The sequence below is a fragment of the Spongiibacter nanhainus genome (assembly GCF_016132545.1).
GTDB lineage: Bacteria > Pseudomonadota > Gammaproteobacteria > Pseudomonadales > Spongiibacteraceae > Spongiibacter > Spongiibacter nanhainus.
The window spans coordinates 3,518,903-3,543,960 of record NZ_CP066167.1 but is presented as its reverse complement, the minus strand read 5'-3'; the positions used below and the strand labels follow the sequence as shown (position 1 = coordinate 3,543,960).

At 57.7% G+C, this 25,058-nt stretch carries 16 protein-coding genes; 14 read left to right on the top strand and 2 right to left on the bottom strand.

The window, feature by feature from the left end:
* Positions 1-212 precede the first annotated feature (212 nt).
* The 8 genes from I6N98_RS16180 to I6N98_RS16145 all read left to right on the top strand — a co-directional run bounded on the left by I6N98_RS16180 (position 213) and on the right by I6N98_RS16145 (position 13,399).
* On the top strand, positions 213-2,522 hold the full coding sequence (locus tag I6N98_RS16180) for a TonB-dependent receptor (RefSeq protein ID WP_198569357.1): 2,310 nt from the start codon (positions 213-215) through the stop codon (positions 2,520-2,522).
* A 108-nt stretch (positions 2,523-2,630) separates the two neighbouring features.
* Complete coding sequence (locus I6N98_RS16175; RefSeq protein ID WP_198569356.1) at positions 2,631-4,901, top strand: TonB-dependent receptor; 2,271 nt, start codon at positions 2,631-2,633, stop codon at positions 4,899-4,901.
* A gap of 353 nt (positions 4,902-5,254) precedes the next feature.
* A complete protein-coding gene (gene roxB / locus I6N98_RS16170; RefSeq protein ID WP_198569355.1) occupies positions 5,255-7,315 on the top strand; it encodes a rubber dioxygenase RoxB in 2,061 nt (686 codons plus the stop codon).
* Between the two features lie 220 nt (positions 7,316-7,535).
* Positions 7,536-9,653, top strand: coding sequence for a c-type cytochrome (locus tag I6N98_RS16165; protein WP_198569354.1), 2,118 nt, complete (start codon positions 7,536-7,538; stop codon positions 9,651-9,653).
* A gap of 83 nt (positions 9,654-9,736) precedes the next feature.
* A complete protein-coding gene (locus I6N98_RS16160) occupies positions 9,737-10,192 on the top strand; it encodes a (2Fe-2S)-binding protein (RefSeq protein WP_198569353.1) in 456 nt (151 codons plus the stop codon).
* A gap of 2 nt (positions 10,193-10,194) precedes the next feature.
* Entirely contained in the window at positions 10,195-12,429 is a 2,235-nt protein-coding gene (locus I6N98_RS16155; RefSeq protein ID WP_198569352.1) for a xanthine dehydrogenase family protein molybdopterin-binding subunit, read from the top strand.
* A gap of 8 nt (positions 12,430-12,437) precedes the next feature.
* Positions 12,438-12,968: a hypothetical protein gene (locus I6N98_RS16150; RefSeq protein WP_198569351.1), complete on the top strand. Its 531-nt coding sequence runs from the start codon at positions 12,438-12,440 to the stop codon at positions 12,966-12,968.
* Positions 12,959-13,399, top strand: coding sequence for a hypothetical protein (locus tag I6N98_RS16145; RefSeq protein ID WP_198569350.1), 441 nt, complete (start codon positions 12,959-12,961; stop codon positions 13,397-13,399). The genes I6N98_RS16150 and I6N98_RS16145 overlap by 10 nt, the downstream gene beginning before the upstream one ends.
* On the opposite strand, the gene I6N98_RS16140 is transcribed toward I6N98_RS16145, so the two are convergent.
* Together I6N98_RS16140 and I6N98_RS16135 are read right to left on the bottom strand one after the other, a co-directional pair.
* Positions 13,396-15,294: a CocE/NonD family hydrolase gene (locus I6N98_RS16140; protein WP_198569349.1), complete on the bottom strand. Its 1,899-nt coding sequence runs from the start codon at positions 15,292-15,294 to the stop codon at positions 13,396-13,398. The genes I6N98_RS16145 and I6N98_RS16140 overlap by 4 nt on opposite strands.
* Positions 15,295-15,346: 52 nt before the next feature.
* Positions 15,347-16,546 carry an iron-containing alcohol dehydrogenase gene (locus I6N98_RS16135; protein ID WP_198569348.1) on the bottom strand — a complete coding sequence of 400 codons (1,200 nt, stop codon included), beginning with the start codon at positions 16,544-16,546 and terminating at the stop codon, positions 15,347-15,349.
* 283 nt (positions 16,547-16,829) lie between these two features.
* Here I6N98_RS16135 and I6N98_RS16130 point away from each other — a divergent pair, with 283 nt between their 5' ends.
* The 6 genes from I6N98_RS16130 to I6N98_RS16105 all read left to right on the top strand — a co-directional run bounded on the left by I6N98_RS16130 (position 16,830) and on the right by I6N98_RS16105 (position 24,779).
* Positions 16,830-19,004: a c-type cytochrome gene (locus I6N98_RS16130; RefSeq protein WP_198569347.1), complete on the top strand. Its 2,175-nt coding sequence runs from the start codon at positions 16,830-16,832 to the stop codon at positions 19,002-19,004.
* Positions 19,005-19,264: 260 nt separating this feature from the next.
* Positions 19,265-19,816 carry a TlpA family protein disulfide reductase gene (locus I6N98_RS16125; RefSeq protein WP_198569346.1) on the top strand — a complete coding sequence of 184 codons (552 nt, stop codon included), beginning with the start codon at positions 19,265-19,267 and terminating at the stop codon, positions 19,814-19,816.
* Positions 19,806-20,039, top strand: coding sequence for a DUF4266 domain-containing protein (locus tag I6N98_RS16120; RefSeq protein ID WP_232787379.1), 234 nt, complete (start codon positions 19,806-19,808; stop codon positions 20,037-20,039). Before I6N98_RS16125 ends, I6N98_RS16120 begins: the two co-directional genes overlap by 11 nt.
* Positions 20,040-20,052: 13 nt before the next feature.
* The gene (locus tag I6N98_RS16115; protein WP_198569344.1) at positions 20,053-21,267 is read left to right on the top strand and encodes a DUF3570 domain-containing protein; all 1,215 of its coding nucleotides are present in this window, start codon (positions 20,053-20,055) and stop codon (positions 21,265-21,267) included.
* Positions 21,268-21,290: 23 nt separating this feature from the next.
* The gene (locus I6N98_RS16110) at positions 21,291-22,217 is read left to right on the top strand and encodes an FAD:protein FMN transferase (protein WP_232787378.1); all 927 of its coding nucleotides are present in this window, start codon (positions 21,291-21,293) and stop codon (positions 22,215-22,217) included.
* Between the two features lie 99 nt (positions 22,218-22,316).
* Entirely contained in the window at positions 22,317-24,779 is a 2,463-nt protein-coding gene (locus I6N98_RS16105; protein WP_198569343.1) for a c-type cytochrome, read from the top strand.
* Positions 24,780-25,058 lie beyond the last annotated feature (279 nt).

The window sequence follows — 25,058 nt, the reverse complement described above, 5'->3', positions numbered from 1 at the left end:
GGCACTCCAATGGTTCTTGAGCGCCAGTACAGGCGCCGGGTGTATTGCGCTGAGACCGGCGCACTGACTAAAGTCGCTAAATTAATCGCTGGTTAGATGGCGAATAACAAAGTAGCGACGAGGGTAGGTGCGTGAACAGGTGCGTGAACAACGGTGTTGTTAAATTTCCCAAAAGAACTCTGCTCAGTGCGAGTGTACTACTGGCGGCGGGATTGTCCTTCGGACAGACCGATGCCGCTGAGCTCGACGGACCCAGTGTGAATGCCCCGGCGGCTGCGGCCCCGGCAGCTCGCCGCACGACCTCGCGATTGCTCGAGGAGGTGGTGGTCACGGCCCAAAAGCGTGAAGAAAGCGTCCAGGACGTGCCGGTCTCCATTCAGGCCTTTTCCGGTGAAAAGCTGGATGCCTTGGGTATCACCGATCAAGTCGATCTGCAACGCATCACCCCCGGGTTGAATGTCACCGAGCAGGTGAGTTATACCATCACCTTTCTGCGGGGTATCGGCACCGACGCCACTATTGCCGCCGACCCCAGTGTCGCTACCTATATCGACGGTATCTACTACCCCTTCGCCTCTAATCTGGCGCAAAACTTTGGTTCGGTGGAGCGCATCGAGGTCCTTAAGGGGCCGCAGGGTACGCTGTTTGGCCGCAACGCCACCGGCGGTGCCATCGCCGTCCACACCAAGAACCCAGAGTTTGATGGCTTCTATGGTGAAGCCTTGGCTGAGATTGGCAGCTTTGACAGTACCCAGGGCCGGGTGCATGTGAATGTGCCGATTCTCGACGATGTGGCGATGAGCGCCACAGCGCTGTACTCCACGACTGATGGCTACTACGAGGGGCGCCACGGTAACCCCCGTCGGCCGGTGGATGGCGACACCGCCAAGGGCTATCGCATCAAGCTGCGCGCTCAGCCCACTGAGGATTTGGATATCAACTTGGCCGCGGTTCATATGGAGATGTATATCGGCGAAGGCAGCACCGGTTATACCGCGGAGCCCTCACTACTGGGTCAAACCCTGGGTATTGAGCCCCAGCGCGGCTACAAAGGTGAGCTGGACACGCTGACACTAAACGATACCGATGCCAACGACGTCTACTACGGCTCTATCGAATATTTTGCTCCATGGTTTACCTTCAAACTGCTGGGCAGCGACCAGCGCATGGACACCACCGGGGTGCGGGACTTTGACGGTTCTGCTCAACCGATATCGACGCTGGCGACTCCCAGCCAGTATATCGACGCGCAATCCGCCGAGGTGCAGTTTCTCTCCAATGGTGAGTGGGGGCCGAGTTGGCTTGAGTGGATTGTCGGCGGCTTCTACTTTGAAGCGGTGCAGGGCTTTGAAGAGCTGGACTTTTCGCTGTTGGGTCTGGACCTGACCAGCGGTTCCATCGCCGGGCTGACTTTACCCCAGCCACTGGTTAGCTTGGTCAATGCGCTACTGGGCCAGAATTTGCCCAGTGGGGCGTTTGATTTGGTGGGCCTGATTGGCACCGAGTCCAAAGCGGTCTTCGCGCAAACCACCATCAGTTTCACTGATTGGCTGGATCTGACGTTGGGGGGGCGCTACCAGGAAGAGGAGCGCTATATTGTCAGGTCTAGTGCCGGTTTGGATACCGCAGGTGGTCGTCAAGAATTATTCGACAACAGCGATCGAGCCACAGACAGCGAGGGGAATCCCTATCCAGCCACGGACCTACAAAAAGACTTCACACCCAAAGTGTCGGTTCAGCTGCGGCCCTTCGACAACGATACAATGATCTACCTGTCCTGGCAGGAAGCGGTAAAGGCGGCAACCTATAATACCGTGGTCATCTACGATCAGCCTGACTACGTGGCACCCGAGGAGCTTGAGGCTTGGGAGCTGGGTATTAAAACCTCGTTCTACGATGGTGCCATTCAGCTCAATGCGGCGGTATTTGATTACGACGTGGAAAACCTGCAAACCTACTATTTGTCATTGTTTGCCGGCGGTGTGATCAGCTTCCAGAACGCCGGTGCGGCGCGTATTCGCGGCTTTGAGTTCGATGGCTTTATGCCGCTGTTCCCCAATGTGATCGACAACTTGGCGCTGATCGGCGGTATGTCCTTCCTGGATGCGCAGTATGAAGAGTTTGATGGTGCCTCCGGTTATGATGAAAACGGCACCTTTCAGCAGAACGAAGATTACAGTGGCAACGACGTTATCCGTACCCCCAGCATGACCGCGACAGCCTCGCTGAGCAAAACCTGGAATATGGACGGTGGGCCGCTGGAACTGGCATTTGATGCCTATTACACCGATGAGTTTTACTACGAGGCCAGTAACCGGGACGTTTCCCGTCAAGAATCCTACTGGCTTTACGGCAGCCGCTTAAGTTACCTGTACGAGCGCTGGGATTTGCGCACGACTCTCAGTGTGCGCAACTTGACCGACGAGCGTTATACCGCTGGCTTCTTTGCCTCCGACTTTGGCACCCAGCCGACCCTGGCGGCGCCGCGTTCCTATGCATTACAGGTGATCTGGAATTTTTAATTGTGCGTGGCGGGGCTTGGCTCCGTCGCCTAGTGTTTTAAAAGATCGAGGCCGCTGTAGCGTGTGCCCCTCGATCACCACGATAACGACAACTTTTGAGGGAATATCATGACCTTGTCACGCCGCGCAGTACCACCGATGGTGCTGCTTTCGAGCATGGCCTCTGCCCAAGAGGGGCCAAAGCGTCAGCTGGAGGAGGTGATCGTGACCGCCCAGAAGCGGGCCGAATCCCTGAGCGATGTACCAGTTTCTGTTACTGCTGTGTCTTCAGAGAAGCTGAACCAGGCCGGTATTGAAAACTTGTCTGACCTATCCGAGTACACCCCCAACTTCAAAATGGTCAAGGGTGGTTTGGCTCCCAACGTCTACATGCGCGGCATCGGCTCAGGCTCCAACTTGGGTTTCGAAATGTCGGTGGGGATTTTCTCTGACGGTATTCACTTGGGGCGCGCCCAGCAAACCCGGGCAGCCTTTATGGATGTAGAGCGGGTAGAAGTGCTGCGCGGTCCCCAGTCCATCCTGTTTGGTAAAAACGCCATAGCTGGTGCGATCAATGTTATTTCTGCCAAGCCCGGCGACTACTTTGAAGGCATGGTTTCCGGTATTTACGGTATCGAGCTGGAAAATCGCGAGGTAAATACGGTGTTGTCCGGTCCCCTCGGCGACGCCTTTGGGGCCCGCTTGGCGCTGCGCTATCGGGAGGATGAAGGCTATATTTATAACCCCGAGCTCAAGCGCGATGACGGTGGTTCCGAAGAGAAGTCGGGCCGCTTGATTCTGACTTGGACGCCCACCGACTTTATCGACACGTCTTTGAAACTGGAGCAAACCGAGCTGGAGCAGATCGGTAGAACCCTGCAGGTTACCCATCCCAGTGCGCTGACGGGTTGCTCCGGCGAGAATACCCGCCGCGACTACGTGCGCCACAGTGAGGCCGATGAGCGAGTTAAGCTGGACTCTTACAACGGCACATTGAACGTTGATGTGCATATGGAGTCAGGTACCCTCACCTCAGTCACCGGTTTCACCGGTTTCACCGGTTTTGAGAACGACGAGGTCTTCGATCCTGATTCCAGTAGTTTCAACACGTCGGTGTTTGACGGTGTCGAAGAGTTTAGCCAATTCAGCCAGGAGCTGCGTTTTGCCTCACCTGGTGGTGAATTCATCGACTATATCGGTGGCGTCTTTTATCAAGAAAACGAAGTTACTTCCGATGTGCAGGCGCCGTTAAATGTGCGTACCGGTGCGATTGAAGATACCGGGGTTTGTGCTCTGAATACCCAGCAGTTGGTCGCTGCTGATCTGGACCGTCAGTTTGAGCTGGAGAGCCAGGCTTGGTCGGCCTTTACTCAGATGACCTTCAACTTTAACGAGAGCTGGCGCAGCACCCTGGGCTTGCGCTATGTGTATGAGCGCAAAGAGGGCGAGCGGGTCTTTAATCTGTACGAGCGTGGCACACAGATTCCCGTCAACCCGGTCACTGCGCTGTTGCTTAGTCAGCTCAACGTTGGCGCCCACGAACTGAGCGGCGACCGCGACAGTGCCTTGCTCCTGCCCTTGGTTAATGTGCAGTGGGATCTCAATGACAGTGTGATGACCTACGCCTCCTACACCCGTGGCGCCAAGTCCGGTGGCTACGATGCCCAGGGCAACAATGGCGATGGCGGGCCCCAGGGCGGTGCCACAAACTTTGAGTTTGATGACGAAGTGGCCGATTCCTTCGAGCTGGGTGCGAAAATGCGCCTGTTGGATGGCGCGGCCGACTTGAACCTGGCGATCTACCGGGTGGAATACGATGACATGCAAGTGAGCGTCTTCGACGGGGTCGCCGGCTTTAGTGTCACCAATGCGGGTCAGGCGCTGACGCAAGGTATTGAGCTGGATGGTCGTTTACTGGCTACGCAGTGGCTGATGTTGACGGGTTCTGTGGGCTACCTGGATTTTGAATGGCTCAAGTATGAGCAGGGGCCCTGTTATCCGGGCTCTCCTGATGAAGATCCCAACACCGGCACCTGTGACTTTGAAGGCAAAGTTAACCAGCAAACTCCTGAGTGGACCGCGAGCTTATCGGCAATCACCACCTGGTCGCTTACCGATACGCTTACTATGGAAGCGGCGGCCGACGTAAACTTCCGTGACGAGCACTACATTTCTGGCGATCTTGATCCCCGTGGCTTGGAGGACGCCGTCGTCAAATACAATGCTCGCGTTCGTATATTCGACAACGCCGAAACCTGGTGGATGTCATTGGTTGGCAAGAATCTGACTGATGAGCTGGTGATGGGCTTTGGCGGCGGTACCGGCCTTGATGTAGGTGGCTACCGTGCCTCTGCCGAACCACCTCGTTCGGTTTACCTGGAAGGCGGTTTGCGCTTTTAGAGCAGTACCGTAAACCCACCGTAAGCAAGCGGTCTCTATTTTTTGGCGCCCCAAGGGGCGCCTTTTTTATGTCCCCTGTTTGAGATGTCGATGCGGGCAATGTATCCGCTGTCAATTTGTTCCTCGCGTCAGCATATGTCATCAGGTGCCAGCGACTATGAGAGTGGCGCGCAGTGACATTGGCTAAGACGCTTGCCGCTGGCACTGTCTAACCAGCAATTAAAACTAGAACTGCTGCTTACCCTGACTGGTAACTCGCGTTAGCCTGCGCTGCGCAAAACCACAACGGACGTGATCATAAACACAACAATGATTCGCCAGTTGTCGGGTGTGCCTTAGATGGAGACCGAAAGATGTCTAAACCATTCCCTGGTGTGGGGATAAAGGAAATTGTCATTGCCGCGACGCTGGCTGCGTCTTCGCCAGTCAATGCTTTTGTGTACGACGATGATCCCAATGCTTTATTGGGCAGTACCCACGGTGGTTTGTGGATGTTGGACTACTGCGCCGATAAGCCTGACAGTGAGCCGGTGCCGGTAGACCCCCGGACCCTTGTTCAGCCAGGTATTAGCGACAACAAGGCGGTTCATTTCAACGCATTTTGGGCAGAGTGTCATGCCGACCCGGAAGCGGTGCAGGAATTTGGTGATCCGGAAACTTGCGGTGGCTTGCGAGCGCAGTACTACGCGGGTGAGCGCTTGATGGACACCGGTGGCGAGGAGGTGGCTGCCTTGTTTGCCGGTAACAATTACATGGGCCCGGAGTCTGCCGGCGGGATTTCCACGTTTTCTGCCGAGCAATACAACCAATTGTGGCGCATCTGGGGTGGCTATTGGTCGCGCCCGGCCAATTTTGATGAGCTGGTGACCAACCGCTACGGTAGCGGTATGTCGGAAGGGCGCAACCCCTATCCGCTACCTGGCGAAGACCCCAATCAGACCAATGGCGGCAGTGGTCAGCTACCGGAGATGTTCACCCAAGTTCGCAACCCAGATGGAAGTTGGAGTGGTCGAATCGGTGTTACCTGTAACGGCTGTCACAGTGGCGAGGTTGGTACCAAAGCGGATGGCGACGACCTCGGTTTCCTGTTTGGTGGTTCAAGCGCGACCGATCTAAATCTCTTCCTTCGCGACATGGCGCCGCTGGGTTATATGGCATCGGCAGTCACGCCTATTAATTTGACCCAGACTCGCGGTACCAACAACGCCAGCGCGGTTAACATTGCCTTCCTATTCCCAATGGAGGGTTTTCCCGATCCTTATAGCTTCTTCCAGATTGCCATGTCGGGCTCCACCGGCAGTATGGATTCACCAAACTGGTGGAACATGGGCCACCGGCCTTTGAAGTTTGTCGATGGTTTGTTTCCCATGGACGCGCCGCGTGTTGATTCGGTGTTTTACGCGCCGTTCTTTGGTCTGTTCGGTGGTTCCTCTGGCCCGCTGGGCGAAGAAGGTCAGAACTGGATGCGTACTCACGGTCCGCAAATCAACCGTTGGGTAGAAAGTTTGAAGGCACCAAAGTATCCAATGGATGTGGATGTCGCGCTGGCTGAAGAAGGCGCGGTGCTGTTCCACGAGTTGGATATGTGGGCCCCCGAGCGCAATAACTCGGTTCGCGAGCCGGAAGGCAATGGCTCTTGCGCTAGCTGCCACGGCGCTTACTCGCCTCGTTACGTCAATGATCCAAGCTACCTGGAAACGCCGATGTTGGAGGGTATGGCTGGCTATATCGTCCCCTTGGATATCATCGGTACCGACGAGCGCCGGGCACTGACTAATACCGAAGGCATGCAGCAGGCGGGGGCCGATAACTTCTTTGGCTATCCCCCTACCAAAGGGGCAGAGCCCGGCTTTGATTGCGGCCCGCAGGGTCAAGAGCGGATTCGCGGCGACCGCGAAATCGGCTATCTGGCTCAGCCGCTCTATGGCGTATGGGCTTCAGCGCCGTACTTCCACAACGGTTCAGTGCCCAATGTGTGGGAAGTGCTCAAGCCTCAGGATCGCCACCCCATCTGGCGTCGTAAGTCCGCGCCCAAGCCGCCGGGTTCTGCTTACAGCGTGGTAATGGGTTTTGATACCGACCTGGATCGCGCCTACGACGAAAACAAGATGGGTTGGAAGTACGACAAGATTCAGTGTCAGAGCTATCCGCCGATGGTAACGCCCTTCTATAACTGCGATCCCTTCAACATTGACCGCACGCCGTACCCGCAGCTGATGAAGAACCTGGCCTACGGAAACATGACCGGAGCGTGGAATCTCGACTATCCGCCGATCGTGACCAACGAGCATATGGAAAACCGCAAAATCTACAACTCTCATATGTACAGCCAGGGCAATGGCGGTCATGAGTTTACTGAGGTGTTAACCGACCAAGAGCGCTACGCCATTATCGAGTACCTCAAGACGCTGTAGCCAAAGCGGTATAGGCAGACAAGGGCGCTCCCGCGGGGAGCGCTTTTGCTATTGCACGGCAGTGATGATGAGACTCCGTTCACAGAGTTGGGATTGTGTCGCTGGTCGGACACAGCTGGCATGGCAGGAAAATATCTTTGACGGTCATTGCGATAAAAATACTGGCAACTTTGATTTTTCGTCGCTCCGTCGAATATAAATGTTAAACAGGGAGTACCCAATGAAGAAGTGGATTGCGCTGGCAGCGATAAGTGTTGCTGTCGCCGGCTGCGGTGGCTCGAGTAGTTCGTCGTCTAATAATGGCGGAGGTGATACCCCCTCTACTCCAGAGCCCAATACACCGCAGAGTGAACTGCTCAGCAGCAGTCGCGGTGGTCACGTTTGGCACGACTACTGCCAGGGTAAGTCGGATTCCGCGGAGTTGCCGGTGGATCCCAGAACCCTGGTTCAAAACGGCGTCAATCAAGGTCGCAATGTCGTCTTTAATATCGACTGGCAAAGCTGCCAGTCCAACGACGCTCAGCGTCCGCAAACCTGTGGCCAGTATCGCGACCTCTACGAGAAGGGTAAGCTGGTGGCTCAGGGCTTTGGCGAGCCGGGCACCTCTCACATGTTTAGTCAGGACACCCATGTCTCTGCGTCTTTTACCGATCCGGCTACGCTGGCCGATTTCGGTGAGGGCTCGATGTTCACTATTCCGGCCGATGCCTACAACAACCTGTGGCAAACCTGGACCGGCTATGTTTTGAGCCCGTCTATCCCCCAGCGCCCGGAAAACTATGACGAATTGATAGCCCAGCGTTATGGCACAACCTTGGGCGAAGATCGAAATCCCTACCCGCTTCCCGGCGAAGACCCCAATCAGACCAACGGCGGGTCCGGGCAGTTGCCGATTGCGTTTACGCAATTGCGAGAGCCTGACGGTACCTGGACCGGGCAGATTGGCGTCAAATTGTGTTCCTTTTGTCACGACGGTCAGATCACCAGCGACTCATCCAGTATCAATGAAGTGTTTGGTGGCGCCGGGATGATCGGCGACTTCACTGTTGCCTTCCGGGACTTTGCTGCAGCCGCTCAGAACCCGGCATTCGGGCTCCTTTCCGGGCTGCTAACGGTATCGCCACTGCGAGGTGTGGGGGCCATTGACCAGTTCCAGATTGGTTTTCTCGGTTTTAATGGCGGCACTTTTGAGGAATACACCAACGACAAAATCATCTTCAGTCAGTCGATTGGGGTTATCAAAAGCCCGCCCTGGTGGAATATGGGGCACCGGGTACAGAAATTCCACGGTGCGATTTTGCCCATGGATTCGTCCCGTATCGATATGGCTGCCTACACGCCACTTTTCTTCGCGCAAACGGGTGAGGTCAGCGAAATGGAGGAGTGGCTGGACGAAGCCTCCTACGCGTTCCAGATTTGGGCGGAGTCTCTCAAGGCCCCAGTCTATCCCGGTGATATTGATACAGCCTTGGCCGAGCAGGGCGCGATCCTGTTTCATAACAAGAACCTGTGGGCACCCAGCTTGAACAACCCAGTTCCCGAGCCTGAAACTCCCGGTAACGGCTCCTGCGCAAGCTGTCACGGTGTGCATTCTGAGTACTTTGCCAAGGATCCCAACTTCCTGTCGGACCCTCGCTTGGAGGGTATTGCCGCCAACCTGGTAAATGCCGAGATTGTGCAGAGCGACCCGGTGTATGCCGATGCGCAGCGCAGCCTGTTGGAGCCGGATGGTTCGGCGATTCCCGCGGTAGCCAACGTGCCAATGCTGAATTGCGGCCTGGGTGATTTCTCCAGTACCGAAAACAATTATCCAGTGCTATTGGCTCCGCCCCTTTACGGTACTTGGGCGGCTGCGCCCTATCTGCACAACGGTTCAGTGCCCAATGTCTGGCAACTGTTGGGCGACGAGAGTGAGCGTCCCGATATCTGGAAGCGCAAGTCCACTCCCGCGCCGGAGGGTCTGGAAGGTCGCGTAGTAATGGGTTTTGACACTAACTTCGAGCGTGCCTACGACCAGGAGAAAATGGGCTGGAAATACGACGAGCTGGATTGCGTCCAGGACGCTGCTCAGACTCTGCCCTTGCTGGCCTGCAATCCCATCGACGAATCATTGCCGACACTGCAGGATTTGTTGGGCGAGGTATATAAGCAGGTTGGCCTGTTGTGGAACTTGCCCATCGACGAGTTGCACAGCATCCCGCTGACAGACCAGCAGATTGAAAATCGCAAGGTCTATAACACCAACGTTTACTCTCAGGGTAACGAGGGCCACCAATTCACCAATGTGCTCACCGACGTTGAGCGGCGGGCGATCATTGAATACTTAAAAACGCTGTAAGCAAAAACTCATCGATTCTCGGGGCGCTAAGGCGCCCCGAGTTGTTTAGGGATCATCAAAGCCAAAGTATTAAGGATAAAACTATGTACACGCTGGATGTGAACGGTATGGAGTACACCGTGGAAGTCAGTGGCGACAAGCCGCTGTTGTGGGTGCTCCGGGAAGACCTCAAGTTGACCGGCAGTAAGTACGGCTGCGGACAGGCCTTGTGTGGGGCCTGCACGGTGCACGTGGATGGTCAGCCGGTGCGGTCCTGTGTGATGCCGGTATCGGCGGTGGGTAGCCAGAAGGTCACCACCATAGAGGCCATGGCTCAGGACGCAGTGGGGGTTCAAGTTCAGCAGGCCTGGCGGGAAATCAACGTGCCCCAGTGCGGTTACTGCCAGTCGGGGCAAATTATGGCGGCCACCGCGCTACTTAAAGATAACGCCTCGCCTACGGATCGGGATATCGATGAAGCCATGTCCGGCAATATTTGTCGTTGCGGCACTTATCCCCGTATCCGTCGGGCCATTCACCAACTGGCGGGAGAGGGCTAGTCATGAGTCAAGACAAAGTTGTCGCCAAGCACGCCGGATTGTCGCGTCGTCGTTTCCTGCATTTTTCGACTTTGGCCTGTGGCGGTGTGTTGATTGCCTGCGGTGGTGGCGGTAGCACTAATGCTCGTGCGCAATTATCGGACCCGGGGCAGGTTTCCTCTACATCCAGTGCTGAGGGCACTGCACTGGGAGATTTTATGCGGATCGGTGCCGACAACCGCATTACCGTTTACGTGGGAGCTACCGAGATGGGGCAGGGCGCCCTAACGGTAATGCCGATGATGCTGGCTGAAGAATTGGATGCCGACTGGTCGTTGGTGAGTGTCGAGCACTCGCCGGTCGCGGCGGCGTTTAATAACCCCTATTTTTTCAAGGCCGTGCAGTTCTCCGTGGCCAGTACCTGCACCCGAGGCTACTTCGACGAGCAGCGCCGGGCCGGTGCTGCGATTCGGGATATGCTCTGTGGTGCAGCAGCCCAACGCTGGGGAGTGAGCAAGTCCTCACTGCGCACAGAGAACAGCTATGTCTATCACGACGACAGCGGTCGCTATGCCAGCTACGGCGAGCTGGCCGGCGAAGCCGCCAGTCAGCCAGAACCGCTGGCTCCGTCACTGAAGTCGCCATCCCAGTTTAAGATTATCGGTACCGATCGGCAGCGCCTGGATGTCGCTGCCAAGACCGACGGCAGTATGGTCTACGGCATGGACGTTGATCTGCCCAATATGTTGACAGCAGTGATCGCCCGGCCGCCACGTTTTCACGGCATAGCGCTGAACTACGACGCCAATGCGGCACTGGCGGTGTCAGGGGTGCAGGAGGTGTTTACCGTTCCAGCTGGTATTGCGGTGGTGGCGGACAGCTTTTGGGCAGCGGAAAAAGGTCGCAGAGCGCTGGAAACACACTGGAGTGAGCTGGCCGGGGCCCGCACCGATTCCAACGCGCTGCGCAGTGAGTACCAACTCAAATTAAACGTCCGAGGCATTCCCGCCCGGGTGGATGGCTCGGTCACTTTTGCCAAATTTCTGGCGGCCGACAACGTCGACGCAGACTTCCATTTCCCCCATATGGCTCACGCGGCAATGGAGCCCCTCAACGTGGTGGTGGATTACGATGGCCAGCAGGCGGATATCTGGACAGGTAGCCAGTCGCCCACTCTGGACAAAGCCGCCGCCGCCTTTGTGTTGGGTGTGCCGCCCAGCCGTATTAATTTCCACAACCTCCCTTCTGGTGGCGCGTTTGGCCGACGGGGTAATCCCTTTGCCGATTTTGTCCAGGACGCCTGCCAGGTTGCCCGCCGAGTGCAGCAACCGGTGAAGGTGGTGTGGACCCGGGAAGATGACATGAAGGGCGGTTTCTACCGCCCCGCTTCAGCGGTGAGAGTGGCGGCGTCGGTGGATCGAAGCGGTGGTATCAGCGCTTGGCAGCACCGGGCCATCACTCAGGACCTGACCGCCATCCAGTACGGCGAAGAATTTATCGATCATATTCACCAGGCCGATCTGCCGGACTTCGATAAGCTCACTGATTTCGATACCGGCATGCCCTACGACATCGACAATGTGCTGGTGGATTTTCACCTTAAAGTTAACCCGACACTGCCGGCGCTGTGGATGCGCTCGGTGAATAAGTTCACCGATGTCTTTGCCCAAGAGTGCTTTATCGATGAGCTGGCGCGGCGGCAGTCCGCCGACCCCTACCAGTTCCGGCGGAATATGTTGGCGAGCAATGACCGCTACCGCACCGTTCTGGATAGCGCCGCCCAGGCTGCCAACTGGGGCAATGTGGCCTCCGATCGCTTTCAGGGTATCGCGGTGATGGGGCACTGGCAGAGTTGCATCGCCCAGGTGGTGGAAATCTCTGTGAGTGAGGATCGGGAGATCCGCATCCACAAAATCACCAGCGCAGTGGATTGCGGCACCGCAGTTAACCCTGATCTGGTGGTGGCGCAAATTGAATCGGGCATTGTCTACGCCCTGTCCAGCGTATTGTTCGGCGATATCGAGCTGCGCGACGGTGTGGTTCAGCAAAGCAATTTTGATGACTACCCGGTACTTCGCTTGCACCAGTGCCCTGAAATGGAGACCCATATTGTTTCTAACAACGGTGATCCCGGCGGTGTTGGCGAACTGGGGGTGCCCGCTGTGGGACCGGCCCTGGCCAACGCGCTGTTGGCGGCGACCGGTGACTCGGTTCGCCAATTGCCGATCTGCAAACACTATAATTACCAAGTGATATGAGGCGCCACATGGATCGAGTGAAAACCCTTGTGCTGGCAGCGCTGTTGAGTGGCCTAGCTGGGCTGAGCCACGCTCAGTCGCCATTGTTCGAACCCATTTACGATGTGTTGACCCACCCGCGCTGTATGAACTGCCATACCGTAACCGACTTCCCCCGTCAGGGTGACGAGCGGCGGCGCCACGACCAGTTGGTGGTGCGAGGAGAGGACAACCACGGCGCGCCAACGCTGCAGTGCTCGGCGTGCCACCAGGATCACAACGTTGCCGACGACAATGTGCCCGGTGCGCCCCACTGGGGACTTGCTCCTCTCAGCATGGGCTGGGAGGGCCTGAACGAAGTAGAGCTTTGCGAGGCCCTGAAAGACCTGAGTAAAAACGGTAACCGTACGCTGCAAGACTTACTGGATCATATGACCCACGATGCGCTGGTGCTGTGGGGATGGTCTCCCGGTAAACACCGCACTACGCCACCCCTGGACCACCCGGAGTTTGTTCAGGCCCTGGCCCAGTGGGTGAATGCTGGTGGGCCATGCTTGTAGCCCACCACCGCGTTGTTGCCGCCATGCGGGTCCCGGCGCGGGCATTGTTTGCCACCGCCGCGCTATTTAATTTTGCTACGGCGGCAGCGCTGTTTTTCTTCAGTCGTGAATTATTTATCGCCATGGAGCTTTCGGCGCTTTATCGCGCTGAGTTAGTGCCGTGGTTGCGACAACTGGCCGGACTGATTCTGGTATTTGGCATCGGCTATGGGATGGTGGCCTGGCGTCCTGTGGAGTATCGGTCTCTCGCTGTACTGGGCTGCATCGGCAAACTGGCGGTTGTGGTGTTGTCGATCGCCAACGCGATGGTGCTACCTGCGCTGTTACCCGGCCTGTGGGTAGCCGCCGTGGATGGTGTGTTTGGCGTGTTGTTCGCCCTGTATTTGTTGTCGTCAAAGCCCTGTCGGTCTAGCCCGACAGGGCTCAACTAACGATGGATGATCGGCACCAACACCGCTGACGGATACTCACTACCCCAGTGAATCGTCATGGTGGGGGCATTGGTCAGTATCTGCTCCACCGAGGGCAGAATGGCCGGGGTGTCTGCGGTGGCAATGGTGAGTCGCAGTCGGTGGCCTGCAGGTAGTGTGGCGGCACTGGGCACCAGTTCTACCAAATAGCGTTTCACTGTGCCCGGGTCAACAGGCTTGGTTGCTTCCTCAGTAAAGGGGTGGAAGGGTTGTATCACCTGCCTGGCGCTGTCGTAGCGGGTTTGCTCTTCATCCAGTGCGCGGCTGCTCGCTCGCAGCCAGCCTATAGCAATACCTTGTGATGCCCCATCGGGCGACACAGAGGAAAGGGTGGCGACCAAGGTGCCATCGTTGCCTGCAAAGGAGGCCCACAAGTCTGCGGTTATGGGGCCGGCCAGTTGGATTTCTTCGTCCACAGGTGCAGTTGTGTAGGTCAGTTGTGTCAGCTCATTGAGGCGATTGTCGGTGGCGCAAGGGCCGAGGTTGAGCTCAGGAAAAATGCCTGACAGAAAACCGAGAATAGACGCGGTCGATGCGCTGCACAGGCCGGCCAGTGGCTGAAACAGCACGGTGTCGCTGCCGCTTGCGGCCTCGTGTGAGTCATACAGTGAGCCATCGTTCAAGGATAGGGCCGAACCGCTCACTGCGCCGCTTAAGTAATATAGCTGCAGCGCGCTGTGTTCCAGAGGCCAGCTGTCACCCTGTATCCATTGCTCGCCATTGTTGGGAAAGATGTTGATTCCCGGTAGCGCGTCGATGCCATTTTTGCTGTCTTTTAACCAGCGGTCGAACCATGCCCTAACCAGCTGATCCCGGTTTCCAAAGCCGAGTTTGGGCACCTGCTCCAGTTCGGTTTGGCAGTGGCCGCCGGGGTGGGAAAGCAGCATGCGGTGCTTCGATTTTTTCAGTTGATGGTAGAGAGTTGCTGAGCCCCTCAGCACCGCGTCAAAATCCTGGAGGTTGGCTGTTACCGCAACGGGCATTGCCAACTGTTCGGCGAAATCGACCGCTGAGCGCTCCCGGAACCAGGGGCCGTTGTACGCGAGCTCCCCGCCCAATTGGCCATCAATCACAGTGTTTACTGCCCCCAGAGGCAGCACCCCTTCGGCTAGGGAGAGTAGCGAGTTGGGGTCGCTGGCATTGATCACTGGCCCCAGCACGGAGCCGGCCCCCATCAGCGCAAACGGCGCCAGCGCGGCGCCGCTCTGGCCATTGCCACCGTTGCCAAACACATCCCGGTACCAGTCTGGAAAGCCGGCGTCTGCCCATACCGCATAAACCGCTTTCGGTTTGCCCTGCGCTCGCCGTTGGCTGTCGGCAATGGCGGTGTGAAGCGCGCCGACCCCCAAGGCGGAACAGCCGGTAGCACCGACCCGGCCATTGGACCAGGGCTGGGCCTGTATCCAATCCAGGACCTCGGCGTTATCGAGCCGGGACTGCTCGCCAAAGATATCCCATTCGCCGCCGGAAGAGCCGGTGCCGCGAACGTCCACGGTCATTACCGCGTAGCCCGCCTCCGCCAGATGTGCTGAATTTCCGGTCAGTGGGTTGCTGCCGGGGTCGCAGCTGCCATCAGTGGCGGGAATAACATCCTTGTTGTAGACCGTCATGGTGAGGATGGTGGGAACCGTGCCCGGTATATCCGGGCGGGTAATATTGGCTTTTAAAACGGTGCCATCGCTCAGGGGAATGTCGACATCGCAGTCCCGTTGAAAGGCCTGGACACTGGGCTCTGGCGAGGGAGTTGCGACACTCTGTGAGTGCTGAGCACTGCCGCCGCAGCTGGAGAAGACGAGTGCGGACAGCAGCGCCATGGCGGTACTTAGTGTCGCTGTGGATATACTTATTATTTTCATCGGCCACTTTCCTTGTTCTGATCAAGCCCGTTTTTGCCTGGCAGGCTCGGGATTAGCTGGGCAGCAGGCAGCGTTCCAATACTGAGTCGAACTCTGACTTATTCATCAGTCTCGGCACCGGCAGCAGGCTGCCTTCCTTGGTGGCCGCCTTGGCGATATCGCCGAAATCGCTGCGGGCCAGTTTGTCCAGGCCGGTGGGGATATTAAGAATACTGTTTAGCTCCACCACCTTGCTGATAAAGACTTTAGCGGCTTCGTTATCGTCTCGGCTGTCGCTGAAGCTTAATTCCCGGGCCAGGCTGGCCAAACGCGGGCCGCAAGCATCGATCATTGTCTCCAGCACATAGGGCAGCACAATGGCATTAGCCAGGCCGTGGGGGGTGCTGTAGACCCGGCCTAGCTGGTGGGCCAGGGCGTGAACATTGCCGATGTTGGTGTCGTTGATGGCCAGGCCGGCGTAGCAGGCCGCCAGCGACAGTTGTTCCCGGGCGGCTATGTTGCTGCCCTCGCTATAGGCGGTGGGCAACTGGGCAAAAATCATTTTGATGGCCGACAGGGCGTAGCGTTCACAGCGGGGGTTACACCACACACTGATATAGGCTTCGATAGCGTGGGTCAGCGCGTCCATGCCGGTGGCAGCGGTGATGGCGGGAGGCATGCCGGTGAGCAGGCCGGGGTCCAGGGCGACAGCCAGAGGGACCATTTTGGGGTCGGCAACATAGGCCTTGAGGTGGGTGTCGCTGTCGGCGATGACCGCTCCTTTGGTCACTTCCGAGCCGGTGCCAGAGGTGGTGGGGATGGCATACAGCGGGATGGGGGGAATTTTGACTTTGAAGTAGCCCGCTAGCTTGCGGGGCTCAAAGCCGTTGGTGGCGGCAGAGGCGATAGTCTTGCCGGTATCAATGGAAGAGCCGCCGCCAATGGCCAGCACTGCATCGGCGTTGTGGCTTTTAAACACTTCCAGCCCATCGTCGACGATATTAAAGGTGGGGTCGGGCAGTACACCATCGAACACCTGGCACTCGATGCCCAAGCCTTTGCACTCTTCCACGATCGGCGTGATCAGGCCGAGGTCGACCAGGGGCTTGTCACTGACAATCAGCAACCGGCGACTGCCATGGTTGGCGATATGGCGAGCCAGCTGTTTGCTGCTGCTTTCACCGGCGAACAGTGTAAAAACGTCTGGCGGCATAAAGCGCACAACAGTGGCCATTAGCGTCAGATAGATCTTGTGAATCGCAGTTTTTAGCACGGTGTTGTCCTTGCTTTGTTTAATCGGTAATTGAGTTTTGAGAATAAGACCTTGCCGATAGCTAGGTTAGTCTGCCGGCGCCAAAGCTGGTCCCGACACCCGTTATGCGCGTGAAGTCTTGACGCTTTTGGGGCACCCGGGAACAGATAATTGCGCAGTCGGACAAGGTTGGCGCAGTTCACCAATTCTATTTATGTACAAATGTATATTATACCCTCGGCGATAGGCTGTTCCCGCGCAATACGCTTGGCCTACAAAAATAGTGAACCGGGTGGATAAGGATATGGCGTTACAACGTAGTTTCAGATTGAGTGCGCTCTCAGCGGCGCTGGTGGTCTTGCTGAGCGCCTGCGGTGGTTCCAGTGGCAACGTCAACAGCGGCCCGGGCAGCGATCCCGGCGGAACCAACGATACTGTCGGAAGTGGCGACCAGGCCAATAATCCAGATGCCGGTAACACCGATAGCGGCAGCGGTGTGGCCAACGAACCAGCGCTGCTTGGCAGCAAACGAGGAGGCCACGTGTGGGCCGAATACTGTGCTGATCAACCTGACCACGCGGTATTGCCGGTCGACCCCCGAGAGCTGGTCAACAGCAGTGTCGACAACGGTAAAGCCGTGGTGTTTAACATCGAGTGGGAGACCTGTTTCATCAACGATGAGATTCGTCCATCGACCTGTGGTGAGTATCGCGAATTACATGAGCGGGGGCGCTTGATTGGCCGAGGGCAGGGCGAGCCTGGAACCGCGCACATGTTCAGTGGCTCCACTATCGACTACCTGGACTTTGGTGATCCAAGCACCCTGGGTAATGGCGGCTCGCTGTTTACCATCGCTGCCGAAGATTACAACAATGTGTGGCAAACCTGGACCGGCTATATCGCCGCGCCGCAGCTCCCCACCCGCCCCGAAAACTTTGATGAACTTGTCGCTGAGCGCTACGGTTCGGTGCTTCCAGAGGAGCGCAATCCGTATCCGCTGCCGGGTGAAGACCCCAACCAGACCAATGGTGGCAGCGGTCAACTCCCGGTGGCTCTCACTCAGCTGCGCGAACCGGATGGTACCTGGACCGGGCAAATTGGCGTCAAACTTTGCTCCTTTTGCCACGATGGCGGGGTGGACGCCGCCAACGGCGAGCTGGGCCCCATCTATGGGGGTGCCGGCACAATTGGTGACTTTACGGTTGCCTTTCGGGATTTCGCCGCCGCCAGCCTGAGCCCAACCTTCGGTATTTTGTCCGGGCTGGTTACGGTCGCAGCCAATCGGGGTACTGGCGCCATTGACCAGTTTCAGGTCGGCTTTATCGTATTTAACGGTGGTACTTTAGAAGAGTTCGCCAACGATAAAACCCTGTTCAGTGGCGCGATTGGCAATATCAAGAGCCCGGCTTGGTGGAATATGGGTAGCCGGGTGCACAAATTCCACGGTGCGACACTGTCCATGGATTCGTCGCGTATCGATATGGCGGCTTACTACCCCTTGTCTGGCAGCGATGATGCGGTAGCGTGGGTGGACGGCGCGTCCTATCCCTTCCAAATATGGGCTGAGTCCCTTAAGGCGCCAGAATACCCTGGGCCTATTAATGAAGATTTGGCAAAGCAAGGGGCGATACTGTTCCACGCCAAAAATCTGTGGGCCTCCAATCTCAACAATCCGGCGCCACAACCTGAGCAGCTGGGTAACGGCTCTTGCGCGAGCTGTCACGGCGCCTATTCGCCCAAGTACGTCAACGATCCGCAATACCTGGATGACCCGCGTTTGGAAGGCATCGCTGCCAACGTGGTGAGAATGGATGTGATACGTACCGACCCGACATACGCCGAGGCACAACAAAGCCTGCGCAGCCGGGACGGTTCGATCAACGAGGGCATAAAAAACAACGTCTTTACGCAGTGTGGGCTGGGTGCGGCGGGCGATACTCCCAACAACTCGCCGATCATGTTGGCACCACCCCTCTATGGGGTATGGGCCTCTGCCCCCTATTTCCACAACGCGTCAGTACCCAATATCTGGGGAGTGCTGGATCCTGATAATGAGCGCCCGAATATTTGGGAGCGAGTGTCCAAGCCGGCTCCCCAAGGCTTGGAGGGGCGCGTGGTAATGGGTTTTGATACCAATTTCGAGCGCGCCTACGATCAGCAAAAGCTCGGCTGGCGCTACAAGGAACTGGATTGCGTCAGTGGCTTTCCTGCCACTCAGCCGCTGCTGAACTGCAACCCGATTTCTCCGGATGCGCCATCCTTGCAGGATATTCTTGGCGCGCTATACCAAGAAGTGGCGCTGTTATGGAATCTGCCCATCGACGAGCTGGCTAATATTCCTCTCACTGATCAACAAATTGAGACCCGCAAGGTATTCAATACCAATATTTACTCTCAGGGGAATCAGGGGCACGACTTCACCGGGGTGTTGACCGACGCTGAGCGCCGGGCGATTATCGAATACTTGAAGACGCTGTAGCTTAAAAACCTTGTAACTCGAGGTTTTGCATATTGTCCGGAGAACGGACTGGCGGGATACAACAACCTGTTACAGGGAGCCTTCGGCTCCCCTTGCCGATCAAGGTGCTTGCTGTTCAAAGTAAGGCCAGTGAGCTGCAGCAAGCGAAAGGCACGAGTGTGGTTGCTGAGTCAGCGTTTCTTGGTCTGACTGAGCCGGTACATAAGCCCGCAAATATTGAGGCGCGCCTCTTAATGATAAGAACGTAAAGCAGAGTGGTTATGTGGCAATCCAGTGCTAATTCATCATTAACGGTATTGTGTCGGCGGGTTTTGCTGTGTTTGGCATTGCTGATGCCAAACAGTGAAAGTTTAGCTGCCGATTGGCAACAACAAGCCGGCAAGCCGGTGCCCGAATTTTCCCTGCCTGACCTTGCCGGTAACAAGCGCCACGCGCTGTCCGACTACCGGGGCCAAGTGGTGTATCTGGATTTTTGGGCCTCGTGGTGTGGCCCCTGCCGTCTCTCGCTGCCGGCTTTAAATGAGTTGTATCGAGAGCTTGGCCCCAAAGGCTTTACGGTGTTGGCCGTTAACGTCGATGCCTACGAGGAGGAAGCCACCGACTTTCTTGATGCCTTCCCGGTGGCGTACCCGGTATTGCGCGATGCCGAGCGGGCGTTGCCCAAGCGGTTTGGCGTGCGGGGCATGCCAACGGCATTTTTGATTGACCAACAGGGGCAGTTGGTTGGTGTTCACGAAGGGTTTCGTAAAGGCGATGCAGATAAATTGCGCCGTAAGGTTGTGCATTTATTGGAGGTGGGTCGTGAGAGCTAGGTCATTGCTTATCAATGGGATTCTTGTTGCCGTGTTGGTGTTGGTGACCGGCGGTTGCAGTACTCAGCGGGTCGAGGCCTGGGAGCGGGATTACCTGGCGCGGCCAGAAATGGCCTGGGACCCCGATGGACTCACCGCAGGCATGCGCTCTCACACCTATTTTAGCAAGGAAGCCAGCACCGGTGGCGCCACGGTAGGTGGCGGCGGCTGCGGTTGTAACTGAGGTCTAATGCACAATGAGTGATAAAAAGAACCCGTCCCGCGCCCGGGCTATGCATGCTCTGACCTCGGCGGCATTGGCTATTCCAGGGCTGTCCGCAGCCGGTGGCACGCAGGCGGCTACAGTGCTGACTGAGACGGTAGTGGAATATAAAGCCTCTGCGTATCGGGAAGCCGATTTGGATAGCGGTAAGCTTGGCGGCGGCAGCGCGGAGCGCTACGAGATCGACTCTCATCAGGTCTCGCTGAGAACCCCCTTGGGTGAGCGGACCGAAGGCGGGGTAGAAGTCATGGTCGAGACCATGAGCGGCGCCTCGCCCTGGTTTATTCTGCCGGGCACAGAGGGGCAGCCTGTTCAGGTGATGAGTGGTGCCACTATCTCTGAAGACCGCACCGATGTGCAGGCCAGCGTCGGCCACTTGGTGACCGATTCAGTGATGGTCTCTGTTAGCGGCGGTTTTTCTGAAGAAAATGACTACTTCGCCGTCAATGGCGGTGTGGAAGTGGCGGTGGAGTTGGATGACAAACACCTCACTTTGACCGGCGGTCTGGGCTTTAGCGACGACGAACTGGAGCCCACTAATGGTCGGACAATGGCGGATCGCATCATCAGTGCCGAGAAAGACAGTACAACGGGGTTCGTCGGCCTGTCGAGGGTGCTCAGCCCTACTACCGTGGTTCAGGGCAGTCTCAGTTACAGCGAGCACAATGGCTTCCTGTCCGATCCGTATAAAAAGTTCTGGGTGGTGGATCAGTCCAACACCCTTAACGATGCTAGGCCCACCAAGCGGGAGCAGTTCACTGCGCAGGCTCGCCTGCGGCATTTTTTACCGGAGATCAAAGCGGCACTTCATGCCGATTACCGGTACTACGATGACGACTGGGAAATTACCTCCCACACCTTTGACTTTGCCTGGTACCAGAATTTGCCCAACGACTGGATGCTGGTGCCGTCATTGCGCTACTACAGCCAGACCCAGGCCTTCTTCTATGCGCCATACTTCTTCAGCGCCCGGGCCGATGGTTTTGGCTCCAGTGATTACCGCTTGTCACCCTATGGCGCGCTGAGTGTTCGCCTGCGCTTGGAGAAGCACTGGGACGCCTTCGGTTTCCACGCCGAGTGGGAACACTACGAAGCCAGTGCTGACTATTCCCTGGACGAGGTGGACGTGGAAAACCCCGGGCTGGTGGAGTTTGATATTCTGTCGCTGGGAGTCGACCTGGATTTTTAACAGCTCCCTGACTGGAGTCATCTGTGGAGCTTTTTCGTTTTCCATTTACCGCTATGGCCAGCCCTTGCGAGCTGCACCTCTATGCCAGTGACGCCGCCGGGGCTGAGCGTGCCGCCCAGGCCGCCATTGCCGAAGTGCGCCGTATCGAAACGGTGTATTCCCGCTATCGCGACGACAGTGTCGTGTCTCTGATTAATCAATCTGCTGGTGGCGAGCCGGTGACGGTCGACGACGAAACCGCGGCCCTGCTGGATTATGCCGCCGCTGCGTTTGAGCAGAGCGATGGTCTGTTTGATATCACCTCGGGGGTATTGCGCCGGGTTTGGGATTTTAAGTCCGGACAGCTACCCAGTGTTGAAGACGTCGACGCCTGCTTGGATCAGATCGGCTGGCACAAAGTAGAGTGGCAATCTCCAGCTATTCGCCTGCAGTCGGGGATGCAGCTGGATTTTGGCGGCTTCGGCAAGGAGTATGCGGCCGACCGGGCTGCCTCAGTCTGTGAGGCCCAGGGCATCACCCATGGCCTGGTGGAGTTGGGGGGCGACATCCGGGTGGTGGGGCCGCATCCCGACGGTCGGCCGTGGCAAGTTGGAGTTAGAAACCCCGGTGATCCAGAGCGGGCCATAGCCGCGATCCCGCTGAGTCACGGCGGACTGGCCAGCAGCGGCGACTACGAGCGCTGCATGGTGGTCGACGGGGTCCGCTACAGTCATATTCTCGACCCCCGCAGCGGTTGGCCGGTGGCCGGTACCATGGCGGCGGTAACCACGGTGGCGCCGCTGTGCCTGTTGGCGGGCACTGGTGCCACGGTGGCCATGCTCAAGGGCTCGGCAGCGGCGCCGCTGTGGTTGTCGGATCTGGGCATGCCCCACCTGTGGATCGAACAGGATGGCCGGCTGGGGGGTAGCCTAGTGGCGAATCTGACGGACTCTGGCGTTAGAGGACAGTAACCTGCTTGTTTTTCCTACCTCTGAGCCGAATCCCGGCGCTACTCTCCAAGCTCAATAAAAATTATTTGCTCCCCTGAGGGTGCTGGAGAGAACACTGTCATGACGATGCCATTCCGGGCTTGCCTGCCCGTTGTCCTGTTGTCTTTGATCCTATCTGCCTGCGGAGGCAGCGGTGGCTCCGCCAATGGTGGCGACAATACCAATACCGGCAACAGTGCCGGCGGTGGTAATGGGGGCGGTAACGCCGCCAACCCCGAAGAATTTTTTCAGACCCGTCTACAGAGCTCCACCGGGTTTTGTCGCACTTGCCATATCGCCGGCGGCGTGGCCGATACCGACGACGGCCGCGGCTTGATGCTAACCAGCGACAGCGCCCAGGACTTTCAATTGCTGCGGGCCTCTTGGGAGGCGCTGGGGGGCGGCGTCGATAGCAGCCCGCTGCTGGTAGAACCCAGTGATCCGGCCGAGCCCCACAGTGGTGGCAAGCCTTGGCCGGAAGGCAGCCAGCCTCATGAGGCGATGCGCACCCTGCTGACTTGCTGGAACGATGGCGGTTGCAGCCTGAATGATGGCAATGGCGGTGACCCGATCAACCTGGAGCCGCTGCTGGGCAGCGCCCGGGGTGGTCACGCCTGGTTTGATTACTGCGCCGATGACGGCACCGGGCAGGCGCGGCCAGACAGCGCCCTGTTGCCAGCCGACCCCCGCTCGCTGGTACAGCCGGGCTTTAACGATGGCCGGGCGGTGTACTTCAATGCCTTTTGGAAGGACTGCCATGTCGACCCGGAGCTAGTTAACGAAAAGCCCCACCCCGATACCTGTGGCCAGCTGCGGGAAAGTCGCCACCGCGGCGCCGTGCTTATGGGGACAGCGCCAGTGCAAAACCCCGATGGCAGCTACGTTACCTATGAAGATGGTGAAGTAGTGCGGCCTGGCAATACCTTTGCCGGCGACAACCCTCACGGCTTTTCAGCTATTTCTGCAGAGCAATTCAACCAGCTGTGGATGATCTGGGGGCTGACCGAACGGCCAGAAAATTTCGATCAGTTGGTGGCAGAACGCTACGGATTTGGTCCGCTCTCCGACGAGCACCCCTATCCCCTGCCCGGCGAAGACCCCAATCAAACCAATGGCGGCTCCGGGCGTTTGCCTATGGGGCTGCTGCAAACTCGCATGGAAGACGGCAGTTACAGCGGTGAAATCAGTCACAACTGCCAGGGCTGCCACAGCACCACTATCGACGGTGAGTTTATTCCCGGCGGGGGCGGCTCGCTGCTGGATGCCTCGGTGGTGGGGCGCGACTTCGGTGCCTTTGGCTCCCCGGTGGGGATCGCCATTGATCGGCTCGGTCTGGCTGGCAGAGTGCGGGGCACCAACAATGCCCAGTTCTCCAATATTTTGGCGCTCACGGGTATTCAGTCGCCACAGCAGTTGATCGATGTGCTCAACAACGGCACCACCGGCACCGGTGACACCCCGGCCTGGTGGAATGTCGGCCGGAGGCCGGTGAAGTTTGTCGACGCGATGTTCTCAGGTGATGCGGTGCGGGTAGATTTCGCCCTGTTCTCGCCGATTTTGACCAATAAGTACGGGCTGCCGGAGCAGGAGGACAGCTGGACTAGCGACCACGTGCAGGATGGTGATCACTACATCATGTCCCAGAAAGCCCCCGAGTATGTGGGCGATATCGATACCGCCTTGGCGGAGCAGGGGGCCATTCTCTTCCACACCAAGGACCTGTGGGCAGAAGGGGAGAACAACCCTGTGGCTCGCCCTGACGGCGGCAACGGCAGCTGTGCCAGCTGCCACGGTGCGTACTCTCCCCGTTATGTGAATGACGACACCTTCCTGGCCGATCCGGCGCTGGAGGGCATCGCCAGCTATGTGGTGCCCATCGATATTATCGATACCGACCGGGTGAGACTGGATACTTATAACCAGGGCACCAACGAGTCCCTGAATCAGGCCTCGGTGGCCTATCCGGAAACCCATGGCACCGACCAGGATTGCGGCGTGCAGAATTTGCCGGGGCAGCAGATAGATGCCCAGGGCAATGAGCGCCCTCGAGGCTACGCCGCGCCGCCCCTTTACGGGGTGTGGGCCACGGCGCCCTACCTCCACAACGGTTCGGTGCCGGATGTGTGGAGCCTGCTCGACTCTAGCGAGCGTCCGGCTACCTGGCGTCGTATTTCCAAGCAGCCCCGGGCTGATCAGGCCGGGCAGGTGGTGATGGGCTACGAGACTGACTTCGAGCGGGGCTACGATCCCCAGCGCATGGGCTGGCGCTACGAAGAACTCAATTGTGACCCCAGCCCCAGCGCCGACTACCTGAGCTGTAATCCGCTCAATGATCTGGGTGATTTCTTCCTCTCCGAGGTGTTTGGCGGTCTGTTGCTGGGCTGGAATATCGCCAACCCGCCGATTCTGACTAACAGTGATATCGAAGCGCGGAAGATCTACAACACCCGCCTCTTCAGTCAGGGCAACGGTGGCCATGTCTTTAGCGACGTGCTGAATGACGCGGAGCGTGCGGCGATTATCGAATACCTGAAAACGCTGTGATGTAGGCGCGCATTAAGACTGTAGTACAAAACGAATTGTTGCCACGGCAGCCACTTTTGGTGGCGCGCCGACGAGGGTGAACACAGAGGGAATTTGACTATGGCAATTGATCAAGGGTTTAAGTGCTGGCTCGCGAGCGCTCTCTGCGTCACTGCATTGACGGCCTGCGGTGGTAGCGACGGAAGCCCCAAAAACACCCAGCCTCCAACTGACTCGTCGGCGCAGCCGGCGCCCCCCGAAAATAGCGGGGGCTCTGGCGATGGTCCGCAGGACAACACT

Coding starts and splice junctions, on each gene's coding strand:
- I6N98_RS16145 (WP_198569350.1), top strand. CDS start 12,959: ATGCTTGTAGCCCACCACCGCGTTGTTGCCGCCATGCGGGTCCCGGCG.
- I6N98_RS16175 (WP_198569356.1), top strand. CDS start 2,631: ATGACCTTGTCACGCCGCGCAGTACCACCGATGGTGCTGCTTTCGAGC.
- I6N98_RS16165 (WP_198569354.1), top strand. CDS start 7,536: ATGAAGAAGTGGATTGCGCTGGCAGCGATAAGTGTTGCTGTCGCCGGC.
- I6N98_RS16130 (WP_198569347.1), top strand. CDS start 16,830: ATGGCGTTACAACGTAGTTTCAGATTGAGTGCGCTCTCAGCGGCGCTG.
- I6N98_RS16115 (WP_198569344.1), top strand. CDS start 20,053: ATGAGTGATAAAAAGAACCCGTCCCGCGCCCGGGCTATGCATGCTCTG.
- I6N98_RS16125 (WP_198569346.1), top strand. CDS start 19,265: ATGTGGCAATCCAGTGCTAATTCATCATTAACGGTATTGTGTCGGCGG.
- I6N98_RS16140 (WP_198569349.1), bottom strand. CDS start 15,294: ATGAAAATAATAAGTATATCCACAGCGACACTAAGTACCGCCATGGCG.
- I6N98_RS16105 (WP_198569343.1), top strand. CDS start 22,317: ATGACGATGCCATTCCGGGCTTGCCTGCCCGTTGTCCTGTTGTCTTTG.
- roxB (WP_198569355.1), top strand. CDS start 5,255: ATGTCTAAACCATTCCCTGGTGTGGGGATAAAGGAAATTGTCATTGCC.
- I6N98_RS16160 (WP_198569353.1), top strand. CDS start 9,737: ATGTACACGCTGGATGTGAACGGTATGGAGTACACCGTGGAAGTCAGT.
- I6N98_RS16150 (WP_198569351.1), top strand. CDS start 12,438: ATGGATCGAGTGAAAACCCTTGTGCTGGCAGCGCTGTTGAGTGGCCTA.
- I6N98_RS16155 (WP_198569352.1), top strand. CDS start 10,195: ATGAGTCAAGACAAAGTTGTCGCCAAGCACGCCGGATTGTCGCGTCGT.